Genomic DNA, 24,902 nt, shown 5'->3' with positions numbered 1-24,902 from the left:
GCCGCGTCGGCGCGTAGCAAGTACGGTGGCTGCCGGTACGGACCGGCAGGCCGGGCAGGCGACGCGTGCGCGCCGCCTGGTTGGCATCAACCGAAGTCCAGGGTCTTCTCGAACGCCTTGAGCTCATGACGGGCCATGGCCAGATTGGCCTTGGCGCGATCCAGCACGACGTACAGGAACAAGGTACCGTTGCTCTCCAGCGGGCGCAGCAGGTGGTATTGACGCGCCAGGGTGATCAGGATGTCTTCGATGGTGTCGTTGAGGCCGAGCTGCTCGGCGATACGGCGCTTGGCACGCACCACCTCGGTATTGCCGGCTGCGGCAAGTTCCAGGTTGAGATCGGTGCCGCCGGTCATGCCCAGCGCCATGCCGCTGTCGCTATCGACCAGGGCAGCGCCGACGAAGCCGGCGATCGAATGCAGGTGTTCCAGATTGAGTTTTGACACGGGTCGTCCTTACGAGCGGTGAGAAATTCAGTGCACTGGCACAAGCACGAACAGTGCCAAACGCTCAGTCGGCCGGCTGCGCCAGCGCTGTCGCCAGGCGGCCGGCGCAGTCGCGTGCGTTGAACAGCAGCGCTGCGGCATTGAGATCGCTGCTGCCCACCGCGGTGAGCGTCAGCGGTTTGTCGGCGCGAATGCGGATCAGCACCAGCTGCCCGCCGCGCGTACTGATGGTGGCGTAGTCGGCTTCGCTCAGACTGGATTCGCGTGCCAGGGTCTCGCCCAGGGTCAGGAACGAATTGGCCATCGCTGCCAGCCGGCGACCGTCCACATCCAGGCTGGATTGTTCGGCGATGGCGCGCCCGTCGGCAGTGGACAGCATCAGCAGACGGATGCCCGGCTCGCGCTCGATGGTCTGCGCGAACTCGCGCCCGATGCGCTGCAGATCGTATTGGTGCGACGCCCGCGCGACCTCGCCCACGGCAGCCTTGACGACCTGGTTGACGGCGTTATGCGGCATGAAATCCTCCCCTGTACAAAACCCGCTGCGCGATGAAAGACCTTGTCGATGACACCGGGTCCCGCGCTGGCGGGCGAACAGTAGCATCGGCACCTTCCGTCATCGTCATAGCACCCTCAATCTCTTAACTGTGCGGTCAGACAAGCACAGTCCGCAAAGCGCAGATACGCCACAAACTGCCCAACCACGTCACTTCAAGCGGCCAGCACGCGCTGGTCGCCGCCGCCAAGCGGGCGCGGCCGATGCACTGCCAGTGCTCCGGCCTGACTGCAGCGCGCCTGTACCGCGGTGTTGCGCCTGCCACCCGGACCGGTCCGACCATTGCCCGCTACGCACTATCGGCCGCACTTTCGATTGCTGCAGTGGCAAATGCGATTGCGTGATCGGTGACGCAGGCCGGACGTCGTGCTGCGCTGCCGCGCGTCAGCGCACGAGCCGGCGACTAGACTGCAGCGCTTTCTCGATGCTGGAGCAATGCATGGCGACGCAGTACCTGCCGGTTTCCCTGATTGGTGTTCCCACCGACATCGGTGCCGGCCACCGTGGTGCGCGGATGGGGCCGGAGGCGTTGCGCATCGCCGGGCTGCAGGAGGCCTTGATCGGCCGCGGCGTGGAGGTGCACGACCTGGGCAACCTGGATGGCCCGCGCAATCCCTGGCAGGCCCCGCAGGCCGGCTACCGGCATCTGGACGAGGTGGTGGCCTGGAACCAGGCGCTGATGGAGGCCAGCTATGCGCAGCTGCGCGCCGGCCGCATGCCGGTCATGCTCGGTGGCGACCACTGCCTGGGCATCGGCTCGATCACCGCGGTGGCCAAGTACTGCCGCGAGCAGCAACGCCCGCTGCGGGTGCTATGGCTGGATGCGCACTCGGACTTCAATACCAGTGAGGTGACACCGTCGGGCAACGTGCACGGTATGCCGGTAGCCTGCCTGTGCGGGCTGGGCCCGCAGGCGTTGACGCATCTGGGCGGCAGCGCACCGGCGTTGCTGCCCGAGCAGGTGCGGCAGATCGGCATCCGCTCGGTGGACCCGGAGGAGAAGCGCCTGATCAAACAGCACCGCATCGATGTCTACGACATGCGCTACATCGACGAGGCCGGCATGAAGCGCACCATGGAGACCGCCCTTCAGGGGATGAGTGATGACACCCATCTGCATGTGAGCTTCGACGTGGATTTCCTGGACCCGAGCATCGCACCGGGCGTGGGCACCACGGTGCCGGGTGGGCCCAACTACCGCGAGGCGCAGCTGGTGATGGAGATGATCGCCGACACCGGGCGCATGGGGTCGCTGGACATCGTCGAGCTCAATCCGGTCCTGGACAACCGCAACGCCACCGCCGAGCTGGCGGTGGATCTGGTCGAGAGCCTGTTCGGCAAGTCGACACTGATGCGAGATTGATCGATCGCTGAACGCAGCACGCCGCGTTCACATCAAATCCACGGCCGCGCAGTCAGATTTGTCGCCAGACACGGTGCGTCTGCACCGAACGCAGAACTTGAGGAAGACCGATGAAGCGACTGCTGACACTGATGGTACTGGGCCTGTTTTCGGCCGGCGTGATGACTGGCTGCAACACCATGGCCGGCGCCGGCAAGGACATGCAGGGTGCAGGCGAGAAGGTCGAAAAGAAGGCCGACAATTGCAGCGACGGTAAGTGCTGATCCTTGCGTTTTGAACCCTAGTTTTTTGATTTGATTGATCTGCGGCAAGCCGCCGCTTTACCCACGAAGGAGTCTGTTATGAAGCGTGCAATTGTGCTGCTGGTGCTGTCGGTGTTGTCGGTCGGTATGCTGTCGGGTTGCAACACCGTCGCAGGTGCCGGCAAGGACGTGCAGGGCGCTGGCGAGAAGGTGGAAGACGCTGCGCGCAAGTAATCTAGCGCTGCATGCAGAAAAAACGGGCCGCAAGGCCCGTTTTTTTTTTGCCTGATGCCTTACGCAGGCAGGGCAGTGCGGCGACGCATCTGGGCATGCGACGGCGCGGTCATGCGTAGAGCTGCGCCGCAAGCGTCGGCAACCGTTCAGTGCGGTGAGTATGGGTTTGACGGCTTTTGATCTGCGGCGAACGGTGCGGTGGGCAACCTGCGCAGACGGTCAATCGCGGCCGCATCAGCGGAGTCGACGCAATGAACACTGACATCATTTCCGGCAAGTGGACCCAGCTCAAGGGCAAGGCGCAGGCCAAGTGGGGCGACCTCACCGACGACGATTTCAAGGTTGCCGAGGGCAACGCCGAATATCTGCAGGGCAAGCTGCAGGAGCGCTACGGCTGGGATCGCGACCGCGCCCAGACCGAAGTGCGCGCCTTCGAAAAGTCGTTGCGCGACGACACCTGACGGTGCCGCGCAACCACGCCCACCCGCCGTGGTGAGCGCAACTGCACAGGACGGGCCGCTTGATGCGGCCCGTTCTGCGTCTGCCGCCGCTGCCGGTAGCGGCAGGTACAAGGCACCGTCTCGTTCATGCCAGGGGCACGGAACCGCTAAACTTGCGTGCTGACTCCCTGGCCTTACGCAGATGACCACTCGCGTCCTTACCGGCATCACCACTTCCGGCACCCCGCATCTGGGCAATTACGTCGGCGCGATCCGCCCGGCCATCCAGGCCAGTACGGCTGCCGATACGGAAAGCTTCTACTTCCTGGCCGACCTGCACAGCCTGATCAAGGCGCAGGACCCGGCGCGGACGCAGCGCTCCACGCTGGAGATTGCCGCCAGCTGGCTGGCCTGCGGCCTGGACCCGGAAACGGTGTGGTTCTATCGCCAGTCCGATGTGCCGGAGACCACCGAGTTGCTGTGGCTGCTGACTTGCGTGGCCGGCAAGGGCATCCTCAACCGTGCGCATGCCTACAAGGCGGCGGTGGACAAGAATCGCGCCGACGGCGAAGACGACGATGCGGGCGTGACCGCCGGCCTGTTCATGTATCCGGTGCTGATGGCTGCAGACATCCTGATCTTCAACGCGCACAAGGTGCCGGTGGGGCGCGACCAGATCCAGCATATCGAGATGGCGCGCGATTTCGCCCAGCGCTTCAACCACGTGTATGGCCGCGACTTCTTCACCCTGCCCGAGGTGGTGATCGACGAGCAGGTCTCGACCTTGCCGGGTCTGGACGGCCGCAAGATGAGCAAGAGTTACGGCAACACGATTCCGCTGTTCGCCCCGCGCGAGGAATTGCGCAAGCTGGTGTTCTCCATCCTCACCGATTCGCGCGCACCCGGCGAAGCCAAGGACACGCAGGGGTCGGCATTGTTCCAGCTGTACCAGGCCTTTGCCACGCCGCAGGAAACGGCGGCCTTTGCGCAGGCCTTTGCCGATGGCATCGGCTGGGGCGATGCCAAGCAACAGCTGTTCGAGCGTATCGACCAGGAGATCGCACCGCTGCGCACGCGCTACGAGGCGCTGATGGCCGAGCCGGCCAAGATCGAGGCGATTCTGCGCGCCGGTGGCGCACGTCTGCGCGCACGCTACGCCACTCCGTTCCTGACCGAGCTGCGTGCTGCGGTGGGGCTGCGCGATCTGTCCAGCCAGGGCGATGCGGCTGCGACGCCAGCGAGCGAGAAGAGCGCGCCGCCGGTGTTCAAGCAATACCGCGAGAGCGACGGGCAGTTCTATTTCAAGTTGACCGACGGCGCCGGTGCGTTGCTGCTGCAGAGCGATGGCTTCGCCTCGCCACGCGATGCGGGCCAGCTGATTGCGCGGCTGAAGCAGGCCGGGCAGGGCAGCGACCTGCAATTGCCGGGCGTGCATGCGCAGGTGGAGGCGGAGTTGATCCTGGCGGCGCTGCGCGTGTTGCGCGAGGCGTAACGACACCCGTGGAGCCGGTGGCTAGACTGTGGCCTCTCGCATAGCCGTGGGGGAGCAATGACAGCGACTGCCGATTCCAGCATCCACACCATCGACACCGGCTTTGGCGGTGTGCAGTTCGATGCGGCGTACCTGATCGTCGAGGCGCAACGTGGCGCCTTCGTCGATTGCGGCACTTCGCTGTCGGTGCCGCAGATGCTGGCCGCATTGCAGTCGGCCGGGCTGATGCCGGCGCAGGTGGACTGGCTGATCCTGACCCACGTGCATCTGGATCACGCTGGCGGGGCGGGAGCCTTGCTGCAGCATCTGCCCAATGCGCGGGTGCTGGTGCATCCGCGCGGCGCGCCGCACATGATCGACCCCGCCCGACTGATCGCCGGTGCCACGGCGGTGTACGGCGCGGCGGAAATGGCGCGCAGTTACGGCGCGATCGTGCCGGTGCCGGCCGAGCGCGTGGTGGAAGCGGCCGACGGACAGACCGTGGTGCTGGGCGAGCGCGCGCTGCGCACCATCGAGACGCCGGGCCACGCACGCCATCATCTGTGCGTGTGGGATGCGCGCAGCCGCAGCTGGTTCACTGGCGACACCTTCGGCCTGTCGTATCGCCAGCTCGATAGCGCGCAAGGCGCCTTCATCCTGCCGACCTCCTCGCCGGTGCAATTCGAACCGGAGGCGATGCTGCACTCGATCGCGCGGCTGATGGAGGCCGCGCCGCAGACGATGTATCTCACCCACTACGGCCGGGTCGAATCGCCGGCACCGCTGGCGCAGGCACTGGTCGAGCAGATCCATGCGATGACCGCCATCGCGCTGGACTGCGCGCAGCGTGCGGACCGCCATCGCTGCATGGTGGCGGCGCTGACCGACCTGTATCTGCAGCGCGCCCGCCTGCACGGCTGCCGGCTGGACGATGCACGCGTGGCGCAGCTACTGGGCACCGACATCGAACTCAACGCGCAGGGCCTGGCGTGCTGGCTGGATCGCGCGACGCGTACCAATTAGCACCACTGGAGTGGGTAACACCCCACTAGAGCGCTGCAGCGAGTCGTCGCGTCGTTCGGAAACAGTCAAAAGCCGCGTCGGTCGAGCGCGCGGTGCCCTCACCGCTTGCGCGACACTCCGTAAATCCGTCCGTGGAGGCGCGGTGGCAGCATCCATGCCTTCATACGGTCCCGCAACTGTCGAGGACATCGCACCAGACAGTTGGTCGGCTGCTTTTGAAAGCTTGTTGCTCGGCTAGCGGTCGTAGCTGAGACGTTTTAAGTTGCGTGTTGAAGCCTGTCTGCCGCTCGGCTTGTGATCGGAAGATGGTGAGGCGCTAATCGAACGCACAAGTGATCCGACCGGCGCAGGTCATGCACCGCTTTTAACCATGCACACCGACCATCCCGACGGGTCCTTGTCCGCTCACCGTCGCGGGACCTTACGCGGCATGGATGCCGCGTAAGAGCCTACATGGACGTACTTGCGGCGTGTCCCGCGATGGTGGGCGGGCAAGGGCCTTGCAGCCAAGCTGCAAATCATCAGCTCTGCAGCTGATCTATCCGCACTGTCCAGGCTCTCGAAGCACAACGCCAAAGCAATCGAGACTTCGAACCTTAGTCATGTTTAGGCGCGATCAGAGGCGTGAACCAAGAGCTCTGTGAGCGGAGCGCGCGGTGTCTTTGCCGCTTGCAGGACACGCGGTAAATCCGCCATCGAGCTCCGTGACAGCATCCATGCAGCCCAAGGGGCCTGCTAGAGAGGAAGACATCGCGCCTGCCAACGCGGGTCAAAGCGCTCCCGTGGCGGCCGTGCGCTTGTAAACTGTGTGTCATCTATCAGTTGCAAGGCCATGCCGTGAACCCGATGCGCATCCTGTTGTTGTCCGCCTGCCTGTTCGTGGGGGGCGTGGCGCAGGCCGCCAATGATCTGCCCGGTGGCGGCATTGATGCCGAAGCGTTGTCGCGGCATGTGCGCCTGCTGGCCTCGGACGAGTTCGAGGGCCGTGCGCCGGCCAGTGCCGGCGAGCAGCGCACGGTCGATTACCTGGTCGAGCAGTTCAAGGCTGGCGGCCTGCAGCCGGGTGGCGAGCAGGGCGGTTGGACCCAGGCGGTGCCGTTGGTGCGCGCCCAGGTCGATGGCCCGGTGCGCGCCAGCCTGCGTGTCGGCGGCAAGAGCCAGACACTGGTCAATGGCACCGATGTGACCCTGCAGAGCCTGCGTCCGCAGGACGCGGTGCGCTTGAAGCATGCACCGCTGGTGTTCGTGGGCTACGGCATCAGTGCGCCGGAGCGGCAGTGGGACGACTACAAGGGCGTGGACCTGCGCGGCAAGATCGCGGTGGTGCTGATCAACGATGCCGACTTCGAATCCAGCCAGCCTGGCGCCTTCGATGGCAAGGCGGTGACCTACTACGGCCGCTGGACCTACAAGTACGAAGAGGCCGCGCGTCGTGGTGCCGCCGGCGTGTTGATCGTGCACGAGACCGCGCCGGCCGCGTACGGCTGGGCGACGGTGCAGAGTTCGGGCCTGTCGCCGTTGTTCGATATCGAACGCAGCGATGCCGATGCGAAGGCGCAGCATGTGCCGGTGCGTGGCTGGATGCAGCAGGCGTTGGCGGTGTCGCTGTTCCAGCGCGCCGGGCTGGATTTTGCGCAGGCCAAGCAGCGCGCGCAGCAGCGCGACTTCGCCCCGGTGGCATTGGGCGATGCGACGCTGTCGGTGGACTTCAAGCTCAAGCGCGAGCGCGTGGTCACGCACAACGTGGTGGCCAAGCTCACCGGCAGCCAGCATCCGGACGAGACGGTGATCTTCTCCGCGCACTGGGATGCGTTCGGCGTGGGCAAGGCCGATGCCGGCGGCGACACGGTGCGGCGTGGCGCGGTGGACAACGCCACCGGCGTGGCCAGCGTGCTGGAACTGGCGCGCGTGTTCGCGGCCGGCCCCAAGCCGCAGCGCACGCTGTATTTCATCGCGTTGACGGCGGAAGAGAAGGGCCTGCTCGGCGCCAACTATTACGCCGCGCATCCGCTGGCGCCGCTGGACAAGACCGTGGCGGTACTCAACATGGAGATGTTCAGCCCCGATGGCCCCACCCGCGATATCGCCTCGTGGGGACGCGGACGGGTGTCGCTGGAAGGCGATCTGGAAACCGCGGCCAAGGCGCGCGGCCGCAGCTATTCGCCGGACCCGAATCTGGAAGCGGGCTTCTTCTACCGCGCCGACCATTTCGCCTTTGCGCGCATGGGCGTGCCGGCGATCACCGCCGGTCCCGGGCTGGACATGCTCGACGGCGGCGTGGCGGCCGGCAAGGCGCTGCGCGACAAGTATTTTGCCGAGTGCTATCACCAGCCCTGCGATCGCTGGACCCCGCAATGGGATGCCAGCGGCCACGCGGCCGACACCACCCTGGTCTACGACGTCGGCGTGGCGCTGGCCAACGGCCGGCAGTGGCCGAGCTGGCAGGACGGTTCGGAGTTCAAGGCGATCCGCGCCAGCAGCGACGCCGCACGCAAGTAGGGCCGGTGGTATGCAAACGCCTGGTGCTTTCGAGCCCGGGCGTCGGGCGATCGGCGAGGCGAACGTCAGTGCATCCGGCTATTGCGTGGCGGTTGGTCGAGCCGGCCTGCGGCGACCGCGCCGCCTATTTGCGGCACGGGTAGCGCTTGGCCAGCGCCTGTACGATCAATGCGGGTGCGGCCTCGTCCAGGCGTGCATCGGGTAGCGCGCCGATATCGCTGATGATCGCCTGCATGTCCGGCGGGCCGCTCTTGCCGGCCGGCATGCACCATTGCGTGCGGTAACTGCTGCTGGCGACGCCGAGCAGGTAAGCGCCGGCGCGGTTCGCCGAGAGCATGACCTTGAGCTCGGTTTGTTCGGGCGCGATCTCCGGCGCCAACGAACCGTCCAGCCCGGCCTCGAGGAGCTTGCGCCCGCTGGGCTCCCAGGGTTCGGGCACGCGTGCCAATGCACTGGCCGATAGCACGGTCAGGGCGGCCAACATCAACCAGGGGACGCGACGCTGCATATGCACTCCGGGCCGGGGATCAATGCGCACCATACCGCGGCAGGCGCCCGAGAGGCGTACGACGTTGGCGTGGGCAGGTGATCTAGAATTGAAGCTTCCGCTGTATTTGGCAATCTTCGATGTCCTCTTCACACGATGCTGTGGCGCCTGCGCGCAGCGGCCTGGTCGTTGTCGCGTTGTTGCTGGTCTATGTGGTCTGGGGCTCGACCTATCTGGCGATCCGCTTTGCGTTGGAAGGCGGCGCGCTGCCGCTGACCATGGTGTCCGGGGCGCGCTTCATCGTGGCCGGCACGGTGCTGTATGCGGTACTGCGCTGGCGCGGGGTGGCTGCGCCGACGCGCGCGCAATGGAAGAACGTGGCAATGATGGGCGCGGCCCTGTTGCTGCTGGGCAACGGCATGGTGGTGCTGGCCGAGCGCAGCGTGTCGTCGGGCCTGGCCGCCACCTCGGTGGCATCGGTGCCGCTGTGGATGGCCTTGTTCGGCGCCTTGCGCGGGCAGCACGCCAGCCGTGGCGAATGGCTGGGTATCGTGATCGGCTTTCTGGGCGTGGTCTGGCTCAACGCCGGCAGCAGCCTGACCGCCACGCCGGGTGGGCTGGTGTTGTTGCTGATCGCGCCGATCGGCTGGGCCTTCGGCTCGGTGTGGTCGCGCGGACGCGACCTGCCGTCGCCGTTCATGACTGCCGCCGGGCAGATGCTGTGCGGCGGCGTGTTGCTGGTCAGCACCGGCCTGCTGATCGGCGAGCGCCCACAGAGCCTGCCGACCTCGCAGGGGCTGCTGGCCGTGGCCTACCTGTGCGTGTTCGGCTCGATCGTGGCGTTTACCGCTTACGTGTGGCTGCTGCATCACGTGCGCCCGGCGTTGGCCGGCAGCTACGCCTACGTCAACCCGGTGATTGCGGTGGCGTTGGGTGCCTGGCTGGGGCATGAGCGTTTCAGCGCGCACGACATCGGCGCGATGGCGGTGATCCTGTCCGGCGTGCTGGTGGTGACCCTGGCCAAGGCGCGGCGATGACGGCGGTCTCGCCGACCGAGGCGCGTCGCGGGCTGTTGATCACCGCATCGACCTTCGTGATCTGGGGCCTGGTGCCGCTGTACTGGCATCTGCTCAAGGCGGTGCCGTCGCTGCAGATCATCGCGCACCGCATCGTCTGGAGCGCGCTGTTGGTGGTGGCGTGGTTGCTGGTCACCTCGGGCCTGCGCTGGTGGCGCGCCATCGCCGCGCAGCCGCGCGCGCTATGGATGCTGGCCGGCAGCAGCGTGGCGATTGCGTTCAACTGGGGCCTGTATATCTGGGCGATCAACGCCGGGCACGTGATCGAGGCCAGCCTGGGGTATTTCATCAATCCGCTGCTGAGCGTGTTGCTGGGCGTGCTGGTGCTGAAGGAACGCCTGCAGCGCATCCAGTGGGTGGCGGTGGTGTGTGCGGCGGTGGGCGTGCTGTGGCTGACCCTGGATGCCGGTGCGCCGCCGTGGATCGCGCTGGGGCTGGCGTTCTCGTTCGGTGCCTACGGCCTGCTGCGCAAGCTGGTGGCGGTGGATCCGGTGGCCGGGCTGGGTGTGGAAAGCGTGTACCTGTTCGTGCCGGCGCTGCTGCTGGCGGGCTGGGGCGAGCAGGGCCATGGTGGCGCCTTCCTGAGCGGCTGGGACCTGCGTACCGATCTGCTGCTGATCTTGGGCGGCGTGCTGACCGCGGTGCCGCTGATCGGGTTTGCGTATGGCGTGCGGCGGATTCCGCTGTCGCTGGTGGGCATCCTGCAATACATCGCGCCGAGCCTGCAGTTGCTGCTGGGCGTGTGGTTCTTCCACGAGCCGTTCGATCAGGGGCGCGCGATCGGATTTGCCGCGATCTGGGTGGGGCTGCTGCTGTTCGTCGGCGATAGCCTGTGGCGGCAGCGGCGGCCGGTGGTGGCGACGCCTTAAGCATCGGCCGCTGCGCGATCCGTTCAATCGCGCAGTGGCTGCGTTGCGCGGTGGGCAGCAGCGTGGTGCGCGCTTCGACAGCCCGCCGTTGCGCAGCTCCTGCCTGGATTCAGGGCGAGCAACAGACCACTGCGCTCACCGCGGTGCAGATGCGGTCATCGGCATGTCATTCAGACCCACCGTTTCGTAGCGCGCGGTCCGCTCCCGCCTGACGACCGTTGGCGTCGTCTGTCAGCCGCTCTCAGCCGCGCGGCGCCAACGCCGGTGTCGCCACCGCCAGCGTGGAGGTCGGCAGTGCCTGCGGCGCGAGGCAGTGGCCTGGATCCTGTTGCGTCTGCGCCAGCCACTGGTCGATCGGCCCACCCAGCAGATCCAGCCGCAGCGGCAGGCTCAGATGGGTTTCGCCAGGCAGCTCGACGTAGTGCGCGCGCGGGCTGGCCAGCGCCAGCGCACGCCCATGCGCGACCGGGATGTGCTGATCGGCATCGCCGTGCACCAGCAGCACGCAGCTGCGCGTATCGGCCAAGGCCTGCGTGACATCGACGTGGTCCAGGTCCAGCTGCAGCTGGCGGTCGGCGGCGGCGATCACCGCATCGATATTCTGGTCGGCATAACGCCAGCGCGCATACGCGGCCACCGCCTGCCCACGCCAGCCATCCGGTTGGCTGGCGAGCAGGTGCGGGACCATGTCGCGAATGCCGCGCCCGGCGTTGGCGAAGGATTCCATCGCCACCACGCCGGTCACACGCGGCCCGAGCTTGTCGGCGGTGAACAGCGCGGTGGCGGCGCCGTAGGAAATGCCGAACAGGTACAGCGGGCCACGGATCTCGCCACGCGGTTGCAGTGCATCGAGCACGTCGATGACGTCGTCGGATTCGCGCGTCCCGTAACCGGACGGGCCACCGCCGGAATGGCCGTGGTTGCGCAGGTCGATGGTGATCACCCGGTAGCCGGCCTGCGCCAGTTCCAGCGACCATGGCAGCAGCGAATCGCCATCCATCATCCAGCCATGCAGCAGCACCACGGTGCCGCGCGGCGTCGGCGGGGTCGCGGTGGGCACCTTGAAACTGAAATCGACATCCAGCGCATGCGCCGGATCGTGGCGCTGGCCGAGATAGCGGTAGTGCATGGCGTACTGGCCGGGGTCGATCGCGCGCCAGAAGATCGGCACCTGATCGCGCGTGACCACATGCCCGCTGCGGTTGGGCACCGTGGCGATGGTGGCGGCAATGCGCTCCTCGTCCAGCAATGGCGAGGTACCGCCGGGCGCCACCAGGCGCTCGCTGAGCGAGGTGGAGGACGAGGAACAGCCGGCCAGCCACAGGCAGGCGCAGGCCAGCAGAATCAGGCGCGTCATGGGCGAAGATCGATGGATGCAACGGCCGGGCAGCCTACGGCCTGCCCGACCCGCGCATCTACCGCAGTGCAGTGACAAAACGATGACAGCCCGCACTGCGTTCAGCCGCAGCAGCGCACTTGCTCCGCTTTGGCTGTCACCAATCCCACTCCTGATTCCCGGCGGGCCAAGGCCCGCGCTACACCTCACGCAAGGCAGTGGTGATCGGCAACCGCGCCGCCCGCAAGGCCGGGAACAGCCCGCCGACCAGGCCAATGCCCAGCGCCCATTTGAGCCCGCTCCACAACAGCTCCGGCGAGACCTTGAACTGGAACACGATCTGGCTGAAGTTGCTGCCCAGCGTGGACACGCTGTAGCCATTGAAGATGGCCCAGGCGATCAGGCCACCGAGCAAGCCGCCCAGCAACGCCAGCAGCATGGTCTCCAGCATCAGCGCCATGATCACCGGCGTGCCGCGGAAACCGATCGCCCGCATCGTGGCGATCTCGCGCGCGCGCGTGGCCACCGCCGCATACATGGTATTGAGCGCGCCGAACACCGCGCCCACCGCCATGATCGCGCCGATCACCGTGCCCAGGATGCTGATCAACCTGTTCAAGCCACCGCCCTGTTTGCCGTAGTAGGCACGGGTGGTTTCCACATCCAGTTTGAGCCGCGGATCGGCGGCCATGGCGGTCTTGAACTGGCTGAAACCGGCCTTGCCGGTGGTGCGCACGCTGATCGACTGGTAGGCGCTGCGGTTGTAGGTGGTGGCCAGCGTCTGCGCATCGGTCCACAGCTCCGAATCGTGCGCATCGCCGGAGGCGAACACGCCGACCACGGTCCATTGCTGGCTGCCGAGGGTGAGCGTCTTGCCCAGCTGCAGTCCGCGGAACTGAGTCAACGCGCCCTTGCCGACCACGATCTCGCGCAGGCCGGGGGTGAAGCGCCGTCCCTGCACCAGCCTGACCTTGTCGTGCACCGCCCAGGCCTGTTCGCCCACGCCACGCAGTTGTGCGTTGACGTCGGTGCCATCGGATCTGGAGGCGATGTTGACCACCTGCGAGAGCTCCGGCGAGAGCAGCGGGCGGCCCCTGGCATCGGCGGCGATGCCGGGCAGGCTGCCGATCAGCGGCACCAGGTCGCGGGTGATCACCGAGTTGGTCTCGGCCTGCGAGCCGCCGCGCAGAACAATCGCGGTGGTGTCGTCGCCGGTGCTGTTGAGCGTGGCCTGAAACCCCTGGCCCATCGCCAGCATCGCCACCAGCACGCCGACCACACCGGCGATGCCGACCACGATCACCGAGCTGGCACCCCAGCGTTGCGGCAGCGTGGCAATGCCGATACGTGCAGCGGCCAGTGACAGCCGGCCGCTGCGCGTGACAACCAGCCACACCGCCAGCAAGGCGGCGGCGACCAGCACGCCGATCCACGGCAGCGCGATCCACACGGCCAACCCGACGGCCAGCGACACGACCGACAGCAGGTTGACCAGACGGTTCTTCCATTGGGTTTGCATCTGCATGCTCCTGTCAGCGGCCGGCGAGGGCATCGACGATCTTCAAGCGCTGCGCGCGTCGCGCCGGCAGCACACCTACCACGATGCCGATGCCGGCCATCAGGCCCAGCCCGACCAACCAGGTCTGCAGCGGCACGCCCTGCACCGGCATCACCCCGCCGCTGCGTGCGGCCACCAGCGGGATCACCAGTGATGCCAGACCCATGCCGATCAACCCGCCCAGGCCGATCAACAGCACCGACTCCACCATCACCAGACTCAACACGGTGCGGTCCTGAAAGCCCAGCGTCTTGAGTGTGGCCAGCTCCGGTATGCGCTCGCGCACCGCCTGCGCCATGGTGTTGCCGGTCAGCAGCAGCAAGGTGAAGAACACCGCGGCCATGATCGAGGTGACGATCAGGCCGATATCGGCGAACTGTTTGATGAAGGCCTGCTGGAACGCCGATTCGGTCTGCGACTTGGTTTCATGATCGGAGTTGGCCGACAACGCGTCGATCGCCTGCGCCACACGCGAGGCCTGGTCGGCGTTGCGCAACGTCACCGTGTACCAGCTGACCCTGCTCTTGATGTAGTCGTTGGACTCGTCGAAGTATTTCCAGTTCATCATCAACTGGCGTTCCTGATTGGCCGCCACCGCGCGGTCCTTCATGCGGAAGATGCCCACCAGTTGCAGCGGCCAGTCGTTGCTGCCGGCACGCGGGAAGATGGTGGCCTGCAGCGGAATGGTGTCGCCGATCTTCCAGCCATTGGCCTTGGCCAGGGTCTCGCCGACGATGGCGCCGGTGCGCGTGGTCTGGAACGCCTTGAGCTGTTCCTTGGGCAGCTCGTACTCGCTGTAGACGTCGAAAAAATTGGGCGCTACCGAAAAGTTCGGGAAGAAATTCTTCGGGTCGCGGTAGATGCCGCCGAACCACATCGCCGAGGTCACATCGCGCACGCCCGGCACGCTGCGGATCTGCGGCTCCAGGCTGATCGGCAGCGATTGGGTGATCGACAGGCGCGAGGCCACCACCAGGCGGTTCACGCCGCTGACGCTGCCGCCGGAAGTGAAGGCCACGCGCACCGAATCGAGCATGCCGAACAGCAGGAACGCCGCCACCACCGACAGCAAGGTCAACAAGGTGCGGGTCTTGCTGCGGAACAACTGCGCCCACACCAGCCAGAGATACTTCATGGCAGCACTCCCTTAGAGCGCGAGCGGCGCATCGGCCAGCTCGCCCTTGTCCAGATGGATGGTATGGGTGGCGTACTCGGCGGCCTTGGGGTCGTGGGTCACCATCACGATGGTCTTGCCGTGTTCGCGATTGAGTTCCTGCAGCAGGCGCAGGATCTCCTCGGCGTTATGGCGGTCCAGATCGCCGGTGGGTTCGTCGCAGATCAGGAACGTGGGGTCGGACACGATCGCGCGTGCAATCGCCACGCGCTGCTGCTGGCCGCCGGACAGTTCGCTGGGCTTGTGGTTGCGGCGTTCCTGCAGGCCGACCAGGGTCAGGGCGATTTCCGCATTGCGCTTGCGTTGCGCGGCGTTGAGCGCGGTGAGCAGCAACGGCAGCTCCACGTTCTTTTGCGCGGTGAGCATCGGCATCAGGTTGTAGAACTGGAACACGAAGCCGACGTGGTGACTGCGCCAGGTCGCGAGCTGGCCGCCGCTCATGCGGTCGATGCGCTCGCCCTGGATCTCGATCTCGCCACCGCTGGGGTTGTCCAGCCCGCCGATCAGATTGAGCAAGGTGGTCTTGCCCGAGCCGGACGGACCCATCAACGCGACGAAGTCGCCACTGGCGATTTCCAGGTCGATGCCGTGCAGCACCTGCACCTGCTCGGGGCCGCGTTGGTAGGTCTTGGTGATGTTGCGCAAGCTGACGAGAGCGGTCATGGCGACTCCTGACGGTGCAATGGAAAGAGGCAAGCGCGATGCGGCATGGCGACCGCGATTGCATGAGGCGGCAACACGGCGATGCGGTGACGGTGAGGCGGCAAGACGGTGCGAGGCTGGATGACGACAGACGCAACTGCTGGGACATGCGCGACGACGCATGGCGGCGACAAGCCAGGCGGCTAGGTCTGCACCGACCGATGACGCCGCTGGCTGTGGATCACCAACGCCGCTGTGATCGTTGCTATGTGGTTGCATCGCCTTGCGCGATCACGGCGCCATCCAGGTGCCACGCCCGCATCAACCACTGCTGCCACCTTGGGCGCCGCGCTCCCCTGAGCGGCGTCGCTGCCCAGCTGGTGATTGCAGTTACCGGCGCAGTTACTCGGCAGCGTCCGTTTCGGCTTCGGCCACCGTGTCGCCGTCTTTCAGGCCTTTTGGCGGATCCAGCACCACGCTGTCGCCCGCACTCAAACCCGACACCACCTGGCGGTCCTCGCCCATCACCATCCCGGGAGTGACCGTCTTCATGCTGGCGGTGTTGCGCTCGCCGACCACGAACGCGACCGTGCGCGTGTCGCGTTCGACCAGTGCCGCAGCCGGCACGCGCACGCCCTGCGGCTTGCTGGCCTCCTGCGTATTGGCCCGTTCCAGAAAGCTCACCCGCACGCCCATCTCCGGCACGATGCGCGGGTCCTTGAGCTTGAGCGCCACGCGCACCTTCACCGTGGCCTTGCCGCGGTCGGCCGTGGGAATGATGGCGATCACCTCGCCGGGAATCTTCCATTCCGGATAGGCGTTGAGCACCGCTTCCACCGGCATCTTCGGCTGCACGCGGCCGATGTAGGACTCGCCCACTTCCACTTCGATCTCCAGCGATTCCATGTCCACGATGGTGCCGATGCCGGTGCGGGTGAAGCCGCCGCCGGCCGACAGCGGCGAGACGATTTCGCCGGGCTGCGCGGCCTTGGCGGTGACCACGCCGGCAAACGGCGCACGCACCACGTTGAAGTCCGAACGGATCGCCGAGATCGCCAGCTGGTCCGATGCCACGCGCACATTGCGTTGCGCATTCTGCAGCTGTGCGCGCAAGGCATCGCGCTGTGCGGTGGCCTGCTCGTACTGCGAGCGCGACACCAGTTGCGCACCGACCAACGATTGCAGCCGCGCCGCATCGGCATTGGCCACTGCCAGTTGCGCCTGCATGTTGTCGACCTGGCTGCGCGCGGCCGACAGCTGCGATGCCGACAGCGTGCGCTGCGCATCGGCATCCAGCGGGTCCAGCGTGGCCATCACCTGGCCTTGTTCGACGCGCATGCCTTCTTCGATCATCACCTCGCGCACCTTGCCGGTGACCTGCGCCGACACCGTGGCCATGCGCCGCGCCACCACGTAGCCCGATGCGTCCAGCACCGAGGCACTGCTGCTGCCGGCGCTGATCGCCACCACCGCTGCGGTCTGTACCTTCGCCACCGGGCGGCGGGTGAACCACCACGCCGCGGCCGCCAGCAGCACGATGACGATCACGGCGGCGATGACCCAGCCGCCGCGCCGTGCAGGTTCGGGGGCGGCAGGACGCTGGCGGTCGATGCGGAGTTGCTTGAGCAGATCGGCGGAAGTATTCATCGATGACCAGGACGGGATGCTGCGCGAAATGTGACCGGCCGCAGGCGGCGCCGCAAGCTGCCGGAAGTCACCAATGCGATCGCGGCGACGAACGGTAGCGCGACCAACGCTGCTGCCAGGTGCTGCGCAGCATGCGACCGCGATGGCGGCATCCACCAGTGACAGCTGTCACCTGCCGTGCATGACAGCGGCAACTGGCCGCGCCCTTCAGGATGGGCGAGGCTGCAGCATCGGGCGCCCGGTCGGGCCCGGCAGTGGCAGAATCCGATCACCCACATGGACCCACCCCGATGCGCGTGTCGTTACCCGCCTGGCTTCGCCCCGCCGCCAATTCGCAGGTTGCCGCGCGGCTGGCGCAGGGCCAGTCGCCGTGGATGGATGGCGTGCATCTGCTGTGGTCGAGCTGGGTGTTCGTGGTGCCGGTGTTTTCCTCGCGGGGGTACGACAGCACCTGGCTGCTGTGCACCCTGCTGTCGTATCCGGTCTTCCTGCTGCTGTATGCGCGCATGTTGCTGGCGCCGCGCGGCACCCTGTATCGCTATGCCTGGGCGATGGGTGTGCTCAGTGCCGCGTTGCTGCCGGTGTATCCCTCGGGAATCAGCTATTTCGTCTTCGCCTGCCTGAGCCTGCCCCCGTCCACACGGCAGGCCTTATGGCGGCACTTCGCGATGCTGGTGGTGATGAACGTGCTCTACCTGGGCTGGGCGCACTGGCTGGGAATGCGCCTGCAATCGCTGGTGTGGCTGCCGGTGTCGGTGCTGGGCATGGCCGGTGTCGGCGCCGTGTACAGCATCAACGAACGCAAGGACGCGTTGCTGCGCCTGTCGCAGGACGAAGTGCGCCGGCTGGCCGCCACCGCCGAGCGCGAACGCATCGGCCGCGACCTGCACGATCTGCTCGGCCACACCTTGTCGCTGGTGGCACTCAAGTCCGATCTGGCCGCGCGCCTGATCGCGCGCGATCCGCAGGCCGCGCGCGGCGAGATCGATGCGGTGGCGCAGATTTCGCGCGATGCCCTGGCGCAGGTGCGGCGTGCGGTCACCGGCATTCGCGCCGCCGGGCTGGTGGCCGAGCTGGCGTCGGCGCGGGTACTGCTGGAGATGGACGGCATCGTGCTGGAACACGCACTGGAAACGCTGGCCTTGCCGCCCGAACATGAAACCGCACTGGCACTGGTGGTGCGCGAAGCGGCCACCAATGTGCAACGGCATGCGCAGGCCAGGCGGATGCGCGTGAGCCTGCGCGCGCAGGGCGAGCAGGCGGTGCTGGACATCAGCGACGATGGGCGTGGCGGGGTGATCGTGCCCGGCAATGGCCTGGACGGCATGCGCACACGCCTGCACGGCCTGGGCGGCGCGCTGGAAGTGGAAGCGCTGCCGCGCGGCATGCGCCTGCGCGCCAGCGTGCCGTTGCCGCAGCCCACGCTGGCGACGGCGCAGCCGCCCTTGCCGGTGCCGCTGCTGCCACCGTCGCGCTGATCGCGCACACGTCCACCGCATTGCACGCAATGCACGGCGGGCCCAAGCGCTGCTATCGTGCGCCACCGTTGTCTGCATATGAGCGCGCGCGATGATCCGGGTGTTGTTGGCCGAAGACCAGGCGCTGCTGCGTGGCGCGTTGGTCGCCTTGCTTGGGCTGGAAGACGATATCGAGGTGGTCGGCAGCGCAGGCGATGGCGAAACTGCCTGGCGCGAGCTGCAACGACTGCAGCCGGACGTGCTGATCACCGATATCGAAATGCCTGGCCTGACCGGTTTAGAGCTGGCCCAGCGCATCCAGCGCCAGGCACTGCCGGTACGGGTGATGATCGTCACCACCTTCGCCCGCCCGGGATTTCTACGCCGCGCGCTGGATGCCGGTGTGGCGGCGTATCTGCTCAAGGACGCGCCGGCCGAACAACTGGTCGGCGCCCTGCGTCAGGTGCAGCGTGGCGGGCGGGTGATCGACCCACAACTGGCGCTGGACGCCTGGGTCGAAGCCGATCCCTTGAGCGAACGCGAGCGCACGGTGTTGCGGCTGGCCGGCGAAGGCCGCTCGGCCAGCGAGATCGCGCAGCAGTTGCAGTTGTCGCATGGCACGGTGCGCAATTACCTGTCCGAATGCATTGGCAAGCTGGGCGTGGCCAATCGCATCGAAGCGTATCGGCTGGCGCGGCAGAAAGGCTGGCTGTGACGCAGTGACGCAGGCGCGTTGCGCTGTCAGCGAGCGCAGCACTGGATGGCATGCTGCGCCGCGTATCCGTTGTGCGTTGCTGCCTGCCGCTATTCCAAATGACGCGAAAAGCATGCCGCGCAGGCGCGGGTACACTGCCGGGCCAGAACGATCCCTGCGAGCGAACGGCATGAAATCCCTGTGGCTGTTGGGCCTGCTGATGGTGTGCGCATTCAACGCGTCTGCCGAGCAATTCAAGATCCTGGTGGCGGCGATTCCCAACCAGTATCACCACGACTATATCCCGGTCGCCAAGCCGCAATTCGAAGCGATGGCGCGCAAGCATTATGTCGAGTTGGTGTGGGCGTGGAATGCCAAGGCCTTCGATGGCGATCTATCGCAATACGCGGCGATCGTGCTGCTCAATACGCCGGCCACCGATCTGGATCCCACGCAGCGTGCGAACTTTCAGGCCTATGTGCGCAACGGCGGCGGCGTGGTGGCGGTGCACAAGGCGTTTGCGATCAAGCGCGGCGAGTGGGAGTGGTACGACCACCTGATCGGCCGCTCGTTCCGCACCCATCCGTACATGCAGACCGCGATGGTCGACGTGGTGGACGCCAACTTCCCGGCCACTGCCGGCCTGCCCGCGCGCTGGGTGTGGACCGACGAATGGTACGAATACGATCCGCCGTACAGCGACGACCTGGTCACGCTGATGACGGTGGACGAAACCAGCTACGACCCCACGCTGATCTGGCCGGGCCAGGTCGCCAAGGGCATGGGCAAGCAGCACCCGGTGGCCTGGTACCACCATTTCGAAGGCGGCCGCGTGTTCGCCACCGCGCTCGGCCACCTGGCCGAGGCCTACAACGACCCGCGCTACCTGGAGCATCTGTACGGCGGGATTTACTGGGCTGCCACCGGCAAGGGCATCCAAGCATCCGCGCCAGCGGCCAAGACAAAACGCCAGCGTTAAATCCTAGCCCCTCTCCCATCGGGCTAGGGGTTGGGGTGAGGGTGCGCGGCAACGCCACTCCAGATGGCGGTCAACCCGATGCTTCACCCGCACCCGCACCCGCATCCGCATCCGCATCCGCCCCTGCGGGGCACCTTCTCCCGGCGGGAGAAGGGAGCCAGCAGCCATCCATCAACGCGCAGACCGCTCGCCACGCGCCATGCTGGAAAACACGCCATCGCGGCGCATCCAGGCATGGAACAGCGCCGCGCTCAGATGCCCCAGCACGGTGGCGAACAACAGGTACGCCAACCAGCCATGCGCGCTCCGCAACCAGGCATACAGCGCAGGATCGTGCGGCGCGATCGCCGGCAGGTTCGCGCCCGGCCACAGCACGATCGGATAGGCGCCGGCCGACAGCATCGCCCAGCCGATCAACGGCATGCCCAGCATCAGCGCATACAACAACCAGTGCGAAGCGGTCGCCGCGGCCTTCTGCCAGGCCGGCAGGTCGGCCGGCAGCGGCGGCGGGCGGTTGCGCAGGCGATTGATCAGGCGCAGCACCGCAAGGATCAGGATCGCGATGCCCAAGGGGCGATGCAGATCGATCAACCACGGCCGCTGCGTCACCGAAGCCACCATGCCCACACCGACGAACAGCATGGTCAGGATCATCGCGGCCATCAACCAATGCAGCACGCGTGCGGGCAAGTTGAAGTGGGTGTGGCTGCTCATTGGCGTGCTCCCTGGCCGGTGGCGGCGCTGCCTGTGCCATTGGCGATCTCATGCTCGCGCCGGTTGAACGATTGCGAATACACCGACGAGCGCGCCGCCAGGATCGGGTCGTTGGATCCGGCAATGCCCTTGGGCAGGATCAGCGGGTCGTAATTCAGGTCGCGGCACGGGCCGGTGGCCTGCGGCTCGGCATGGTTGATCGATACCGTGCCGGCGACGATCTGCTTGCGGCTTTCCGGCCATGGCTGCGAGGGATCGTCCACCGCATCGCCCGGCTCGGCCACGGTCAGCACCAGGTCCCAACGCAGCGGCCCCTGCGCCAGGCGCGTGTCCAGATCGGTGGCGAGAAAATCGCCATCGGCCTGCGCGCGCTGTTCGGCGCTGAGCTCCTGGAACGGGGTATGCGGACGCATCGACCAGCGGATGTAGCGCTCGCGTCCATCGGCGGCAATCGCGCGGAACGCATTGACCCCGTTGTATTGCGTATTGGCCCAGCTGTTGGACCACGGTGCGGTCTTGGCCCACTGCTGGAACTTGGCCGCTTCCGGATACTGCTTGCCGAACGCGGCCAGCTTGGCCGGGTCGGGCTTGCCGGTGGCCGGGTCCGGCCGGGACGCCACGTTCAATGCCTGAAAACCGGCCGGCGTGGCCACCACGAAGAACGGGAAACTGTTCATCGCGGTGCGCCATTCCTGCCCGTCGTCGCTGCGCAACAGCAATGCCATGCTGCGTACGCGTGCCGCACCATCGGCGCCATGCGGGTCGCCGCCGCCGATCGACAGGCGCCCGAGCACCGGCGTACTGGCCTGGCTGAAGATGCGTGCCGACGACAGCCAGGTGGCCTTGCCGCTGGATTTGAATTCCCCGCTCACACACACGCCCTTGGTATGTGCGCGGCGAAAGCCCGGATGCGGCGGCCCGCTGGCCTCGATGGTGTCGGTCATGCGCGCGGCGGTCAGCCGGTCGCCACCGATCCAGCCGGCGGTCCAGGCGAACGCAACCGCCAGGCCGCCGGCAATCGCGGCGATCCCCAGCAAGGGCGCCACGCGAACGCGTCCATGCTGTGGCGGTGGGGAAGGAGGTGGCAAGGTCATGGCTGGCTCCAGGGGTCGGTGCGGTGAGTGGTCGATGCAGTGAGACGACGTGCAGGCCGGCTTATTCCCGTGATCGCCCAGGCGTTGTGGCACGCGCATCGAACGTGGGAATAGTCCACGCTCCAGCGCGTCTACTGTGTGATGCCACCACCAAACCTGCCGATGGATGCTCTGGACGATGACCAACTGCGTGCCGTGCTGCCGGCGCTGCGTCGCTTCGCGCGCTCGCTGAGCGGCGAGCCCGCCAGCGCCGACGACCTGGTGCAGGCCACGCTGGAACGTGCGCTGCGGCGTTGGCGCACCCGCCATACCGCCGAGGCCCTGCAGCCGTGGCTGTTCGCCATCCTGTACCGGCAGTTTCTGGACGGGCAGCGCCGCGCCGCGCGCTGGCAGCGCGTGGTGGGCCTGTTCGCGCCGCAGCAGCCCAGCCAGTCCGCATCGGCCGAGCAGGTGCACGACGGCCGCGCCATGCTGGCCAGCCTGGCGTTGCTGCCGCCGGAACAGCGCGCCTTGCTGCTCCTGGTCAGCGTGGAGGGTTTCAGCTACCGCGAGGTGGCCGACACCCTCGGCATCCCGATCGGCACGGTGATGTCGCGGCTGTCGCGTGCGCGCGAACGCCTGCGTGCATTGAACGAAGGCCACATGCGCCACGCACCTGCATTGAGGATCCTGAAATGACCAGCACTCCGCCGCCTGACGAACACGCACTGCACGCCTATGTCGATGGCCGGCTGGAGCCGGCGCAACGCGCAGCGGTGGCCGCCTGGTTGCAGGCGCACCCGGCGCAGGCCGCGCGCGTGGCCGGCTGGAAACGCGATGCCGAAGCGCTGCGCGCCGCGCACGCCGGCCTGGAGCCGGAGATGGCCACGCTGGCGCTGACGCCTGCGGCGATTCGCCGTGGCCTGCAGCAACGCCGCCGGACCCTGGCGGCCATGGCCGCCAGTTGCGTGCTGGCGCTGGGCCTGGGCACCGGGCTGGGCTGGCAGTTGCGCGAGAGCCGGTTCGCCAGCCAGCGCGTGCCGATGGCCGATGCGGTGGCCGCCTACCGCCTGTTTGCCGATGTCGACGCGCATCCGGGCGTTGCGCTGGAGGTGCAGCGCCGTACGGAATTGGAGCCGTGGTTGCGCACGCATTTCGGCAATGCCGGTGTGGTGCCGGATCTGCGCGCGCAGGGCTATGTGCTGCGCGGCGGGCAGCTGCTTTCCACACCGGAAGGCGCGGCAGCGATGCTGGTCTACAGCGATGCCGACGGCGCGCGTATCGGCCTGTATCTGCGTCCGCGCAGCGGGCCGATGCCTACCGGCGAACGACGCGATGGCCGTCTACTGGCGCAGTACTGGGCCGAAGGCGAGACCGCGTTTGCGCTGGTCGGCCCGGCGACGCAGACGCGCATGCGCGCGATCGCGCCGTTGCTGCGCAGCCAGGGATGACCGGCGCGACTCAAGCTGCGTGCTGATGGCCCGCGCGCGTTGCGTGCGCGGCGAGCTCTGCGAGCTCAGCCGCCGTAGCGTTGCTGAAGCATCGCAAAGGCCGAGCGCAGCGCCAGCGCCTCGCCGCCCGCCGGGCGGCCGGGGCGGTCGCTGTCGTTCCAGGCATACACGTCCAGATGGGCCCATAGCTGGCCCGGCGCGACAAAGCGCTCCAGGTACAGCGCGGCGGTGACTGCGCCGGCCATGCGCGAGCCGGCGTTGGCCATGTCGGCGACATGGCTGTTGAGGTAACGCAGATACGGGCGCCACAGCGGCATGCGCCAGACCGGGTCGCGGGTCTGCTCGCCGGCACGCAGCCAGGCCTGCGCCAGCGCATCGTCGTTGGCGAACAGCGCGGGCAGGTCCGGCCCCAAGGCGATGCGTGCGGCACCGGTGAGCGTTGCGAAATCCAGGATCAGATCGGGGCGCTGCTCGGTGGCGTAGCTCAGCGCATCGCACAGCACCAGGCGGCCTTCGGCATCGGTGTTGTCCACTTCCACCGTGACGCCGGCGCGGGTGGTGATGACTTCGCCCGGGCGGAACGCATCCGGGCCGACGGCGTTTTCCACCGCGGCAATCAACAGGGTCAGTCGTACCGGCAGCTGCTGCGCCATCACCAGGCCGGCCAGCGCCAAGGCATGCGCCGCGCCGCCCATATCCTTCTTCATGTTGCGCATGCCATCGGCCGGCTTCAGATCCAGCCCGCCGGTGTCAAAGCACACGCCCTTGCCAACCAGCACCAGATGCGGATGCGCCGCATCGCCCCATTGCAGCTGGATCAGCCGCGGCGCCCGGTGCGAGGCACGCCCGACCGCGTGGATGGTGGGGAAGTTCTGCGCCAGCAATTGCTCGCCGACGATGGCGTCGACCTGGGCGCCATGCGTTTGCGCCAGCGCGCGCGTGGCCTCTTCCAGATGCTGCGGGCCCATGTCCTCGGTCGGCGTATTGACCCAGTCGCGCACGCGGATGCAGGCCTCGATCAAGGCGCGCGTCTGCGGTGTCGGCGTGGCGGCCAGTTCGGCCGGTGCACGCGGCACCTTGCGGTAGCGCGAGAAGCGGTACGCACCCAGGCCCCAACCCAGGTGCAGCAACGCCTGTTCGCTCTCGCTCAGTGGGTTGGCCAGGGTCCAGCGGCTGGCCGGCGGCAGCGCCATCGGTGCATGCGCGTAAGCATAGGCATCGGCGCGGTCGCCGATGCCCAGCACCGCGCCGGCCAGCCCCTGTTCGCCCGGAAGCAACAGCACGCTGCCCGGCGCGGCATCGAACCGTTGCGCCTGTGCCCACGACAGCACGTGCGTGGGTTGCTCGGCGCACCAACGTGCAAAGCCTTCGCGGTCGAGCACATGCAGCGGCAAGGCTGCGGCATTGGGATCGATGAAACTGGTGAGCTGCGACATGGAAATCCTCGGAGGCGGCGCCATGCGCCGAGCAA

Annotated in this window: 25 protein-coding genes; 14 read left to right on the top strand and 11 right to left on the bottom strand. The window is 67.1% G+C overall.

Translation table 11 applies throughout. The features are described from left to right. Positions 1-86: 86 nt before the first annotated feature. Together ABQ039_RS18425 and ABQ039_RS18420 are read right to left on the bottom strand one after the other, a co-directional pair. The gene (locus ABQ039_RS18425) at positions 87-446 is read right to left on the bottom strand and encodes a hypothetical protein (protein WP_016904518.1); all 360 of its coding nucleotides are present in this window, start codon (positions 444-446) and stop codon (positions 87-89) included. 64 nt (positions 447-510) lie between these two features. Further along, a complete protein-coding gene (locus ABQ039_RS18420; protein ID WP_054591235.1) occupies positions 511-963 on the bottom strand; it encodes a roadblock/LC7 domain-containing protein in 453 nt (150 codons plus the stop codon). A gap of 478 nt (positions 964-1,441) precedes the next feature. Here ABQ039_RS18420 and rocF point away from each other — a divergent pair, with 478 nt between their 5' ends. From rocF to ABQ039_RS18385, 7 genes are all read left to right on the top strand, one after another. Beyond that, positions 1,442-2,365, top strand: a complete 924-nt coding sequence (rocF, locus tag ABQ039_RS18415; RefSeq protein WP_046346094.1) for an arginase — start codon at positions 1,442-1,444, stop codon at positions 2,363-2,365. Between the two features lie 110 nt (positions 2,366-2,475). Beyond that, the gene (locus tag ABQ039_RS18410) at positions 2,476-2,628 is read left to right on the top strand and encodes an entericidin A/B family lipoprotein (protein ID WP_006451340.1); all 153 of its coding nucleotides are present in this window, start codon (positions 2,476-2,478) and stop codon (positions 2,626-2,628) included. A 78-nt stretch (positions 2,629-2,706) separates the two neighbouring features. Further along, positions 2,707-2,841, top strand: a complete 135-nt coding sequence (locus ABQ039_RS18405) for an entericidin A/B family lipoprotein (RefSeq protein ID WP_016904515.1) — start codon at positions 2,707-2,709, stop codon at positions 2,839-2,841. 251 nt (positions 2,842-3,092) lie between these two features. Next, positions 3,093-3,302 (top strand): CsbD family protein, encoded by a 210-nt coding sequence (locus ABQ039_RS18400; protein ID WP_016904514.1) that lies wholly within the window; start codon positions 3,093-3,095, stop codon positions 3,300-3,302. Between the two features lie 181 nt (positions 3,303-3,483). Beyond that, positions 3,484-4,773, top strand: coding sequence for a tryptophan--tRNA ligase (locus ABQ039_RS18395; protein ID WP_349778507.1), 1,290 nt, complete (start codon positions 3,484-3,486; stop codon positions 4,771-4,773). Between the two features lie 57 nt (positions 4,774-4,830). Continuing rightward, a complete protein-coding gene (locus ABQ039_RS18390) occupies positions 4,831-5,775 on the top strand; it encodes an MBL fold metallo-hydrolase (RefSeq protein ID WP_349778506.1) in 945 nt (314 codons plus the stop codon). An 846-nt stretch (positions 5,776-6,621) separates the two neighbouring features. Further along, positions 6,622-8,274 (top strand): M28 family metallopeptidase, encoded by a 1,653-nt coding sequence (locus tag ABQ039_RS18385; protein ID WP_065048491.1) that lies wholly within the window; start codon positions 6,622-6,624, stop codon positions 8,272-8,274. Between the two features lie 124 nt (positions 8,275-8,398). Here the strand turns inward: ABQ039_RS18385 and ABQ039_RS18380 are convergent, their stop codons facing one another. After that, on the bottom strand, positions 8,399-8,815 hold the full coding sequence (locus ABQ039_RS18380) for a Rap1a/Tai family immunity protein (protein WP_046344903.1): 417 nt from the start codon (positions 8,813-8,815) through the stop codon (positions 8,399-8,401). An 86-nt stretch (positions 8,816-8,901) separates the two neighbouring features. Here ABQ039_RS18380 and yedA point away from each other — a divergent pair, with 86 nt between their 5' ends. Together yedA and rarD are read left to right on the top strand one after the other, a co-directional pair. Next, a complete protein-coding gene (gene yedA, locus ABQ039_RS18375; protein ID WP_024939056.1) occupies positions 8,902-9,798 on the top strand; it encodes a drug/metabolite exporter YedA in 897 nt (298 codons plus the stop codon). Then, complete coding sequence (gene rarD / locus ABQ039_RS18370) at positions 9,795-10,706, top strand: EamA family transporter RarD (protein WP_349778505.1); 912 nt, start codon at positions 9,795-9,797, stop codon at positions 10,704-10,706. The genes yedA and rarD overlap by 4 nt, the downstream gene beginning before the upstream one ends. A 241-nt stretch (positions 10,707-10,947) precedes the next feature. Here the strand turns inward: rarD and ABQ039_RS18365 are convergent, their stop codons facing one another. The 5 genes from ABQ039_RS18365 to ABQ039_RS18345 all read right to left on the bottom strand — a co-directional run bounded on the left by ABQ039_RS18365 (position 10,948) and on the right by ABQ039_RS18345 (position 17,063). Further along, complete coding sequence (locus ABQ039_RS18365; protein WP_349778504.1) at positions 10,948-12,063, bottom strand: alpha/beta hydrolase; 1,116 nt, start codon at positions 12,061-12,063, stop codon at positions 10,948-10,950. Positions 12,064-12,241: 178 nt separating this feature from the next. Next, positions 12,242-13,567 (bottom strand): ABC transporter permease, encoded by a 1,326-nt coding sequence (locus tag ABQ039_RS18360; protein WP_374057821.1) that lies wholly within the window; start codon positions 13,565-13,567, stop codon positions 12,242-12,244. A gap of 7 nt (positions 13,568-13,574) precedes the next feature. Next, complete coding sequence (locus tag ABQ039_RS18355; protein WP_349778503.1) at positions 13,575-14,735, bottom strand: ABC transporter permease; 1,161 nt, start codon at positions 14,733-14,735, stop codon at positions 13,575-13,577. A gap of 12 nt (positions 14,736-14,747) precedes the next feature. Then, entirely contained in the window at positions 14,748-15,437 is a 690-nt protein-coding gene (locus ABQ039_RS18350; protein WP_039512601.1) for an ABC transporter ATP-binding protein, read from the bottom strand. A 381-nt stretch (positions 15,438-15,818) separates the two neighbouring features. Continuing rightward, positions 15,819-17,063, bottom strand: coding sequence for an efflux RND transporter periplasmic adaptor subunit (locus ABQ039_RS18345; RefSeq protein WP_349778502.1), 1,245 nt, complete (start codon positions 17,061-17,063; stop codon positions 15,819-15,821). Between the two features lie 290 nt (positions 17,064-17,353). Between ABQ039_RS18345 and ABQ039_RS18340 the strand changes: the two genes are divergently transcribed. From ABQ039_RS18340 to ABQ039_RS18330, 3 genes are all read left to right on the top strand, one after another. Beyond that, positions 17,354-18,541 (top strand): sensor histidine kinase, encoded by a 1,188-nt coding sequence (locus ABQ039_RS18340; RefSeq protein ID WP_065033469.1) that lies wholly within the window; start codon positions 17,354-17,356, stop codon positions 18,539-18,541. A 91-nt stretch (positions 18,542-18,632) separates the two neighbouring features. After that, on the top strand, positions 18,633-19,235 hold the full coding sequence (locus ABQ039_RS18335; protein WP_039524779.1) for a response regulator transcription factor: 603 nt from the start codon (positions 18,633-18,635) through the stop codon (positions 19,233-19,235). Between the two features lie 169 nt (positions 19,236-19,404). Beyond that, the gene (locus ABQ039_RS18330; RefSeq protein ID WP_184381515.1) at positions 19,405-20,193 is read left to right on the top strand and encodes a ThuA domain-containing protein; all 789 of its coding nucleotides are present in this window, start codon (positions 19,405-19,407) and stop codon (positions 20,191-20,193) included. Positions 20,194-20,364: 171 nt separating this feature from the next. Here ABQ039_RS18330 and ABQ039_RS18325 read toward each other — a convergent pair whose 3' ends face one another. Further along, positions 20,365-20,907, bottom strand: a complete 543-nt coding sequence (locus ABQ039_RS18325) for a cytochrome b (RefSeq protein WP_349778501.1) — start codon at positions 20,905-20,907, stop codon at positions 20,365-20,367. Then, positions 20,904-22,001, bottom strand: coding sequence for a catalase family peroxidase (locus ABQ039_RS18320; RefSeq protein WP_349778500.1), 1,098 nt, complete (start codon positions 21,999-22,001; stop codon positions 20,904-20,906). The genes ABQ039_RS18325 and ABQ039_RS18320 overlap by 4 nt, the downstream gene beginning before the upstream one ends. A gap of 162 nt (positions 22,002-22,163) precedes the next feature. Here ABQ039_RS18320 and ABQ039_RS18315 point away from each other — a divergent pair, with 162 nt between their 5' ends. Both ABQ039_RS18315 and ABQ039_RS18310 read left to right on the top strand, forming a co-directional pair. Continuing rightward, positions 22,164-22,679, top strand: a complete 516-nt coding sequence (locus ABQ039_RS18315; RefSeq protein WP_046344888.1) for an RNA polymerase sigma factor — start codon at positions 22,164-22,166, stop codon at positions 22,677-22,679. Further along, a complete protein-coding gene (locus ABQ039_RS18310) occupies positions 22,676-23,431 on the top strand; it encodes an anti-sigma factor (RefSeq protein ID WP_349778499.1) in 756 nt (251 codons plus the stop codon). Before ABQ039_RS18315 ends, ABQ039_RS18310 begins: the two co-directional genes overlap by 4 nt. 65 nt (positions 23,432-23,496) lie before the next feature. On the opposite strand, the gene ABQ039_RS18305 is transcribed toward ABQ039_RS18310, so the two are convergent. Beyond that, a complete protein-coding gene (locus ABQ039_RS18305; RefSeq protein ID WP_349778498.1) occupies positions 23,497-24,867 on the bottom strand; it encodes a leucyl aminopeptidase family protein in 1,371 nt (456 codons plus the stop codon). Positions 24,868-24,902: the final 35 nt, after the last annotated feature.

Origin of the sequence: Xanthomonas sp. WHRI 6108 (assembly GCF_040202385.2) — a bacterium.
GTDB classification, from domain to species: Bacteria; Pseudomonadota; Gammaproteobacteria; order Xanthomonadales; family Xanthomonadaceae; genus Xanthomonas; species Xanthomonas arboricola.
The sequence above is the reverse complement of the archived record's forward strand: the minus strand, read 5'-3'. Positions and strand labels throughout refer to the sequence as shown.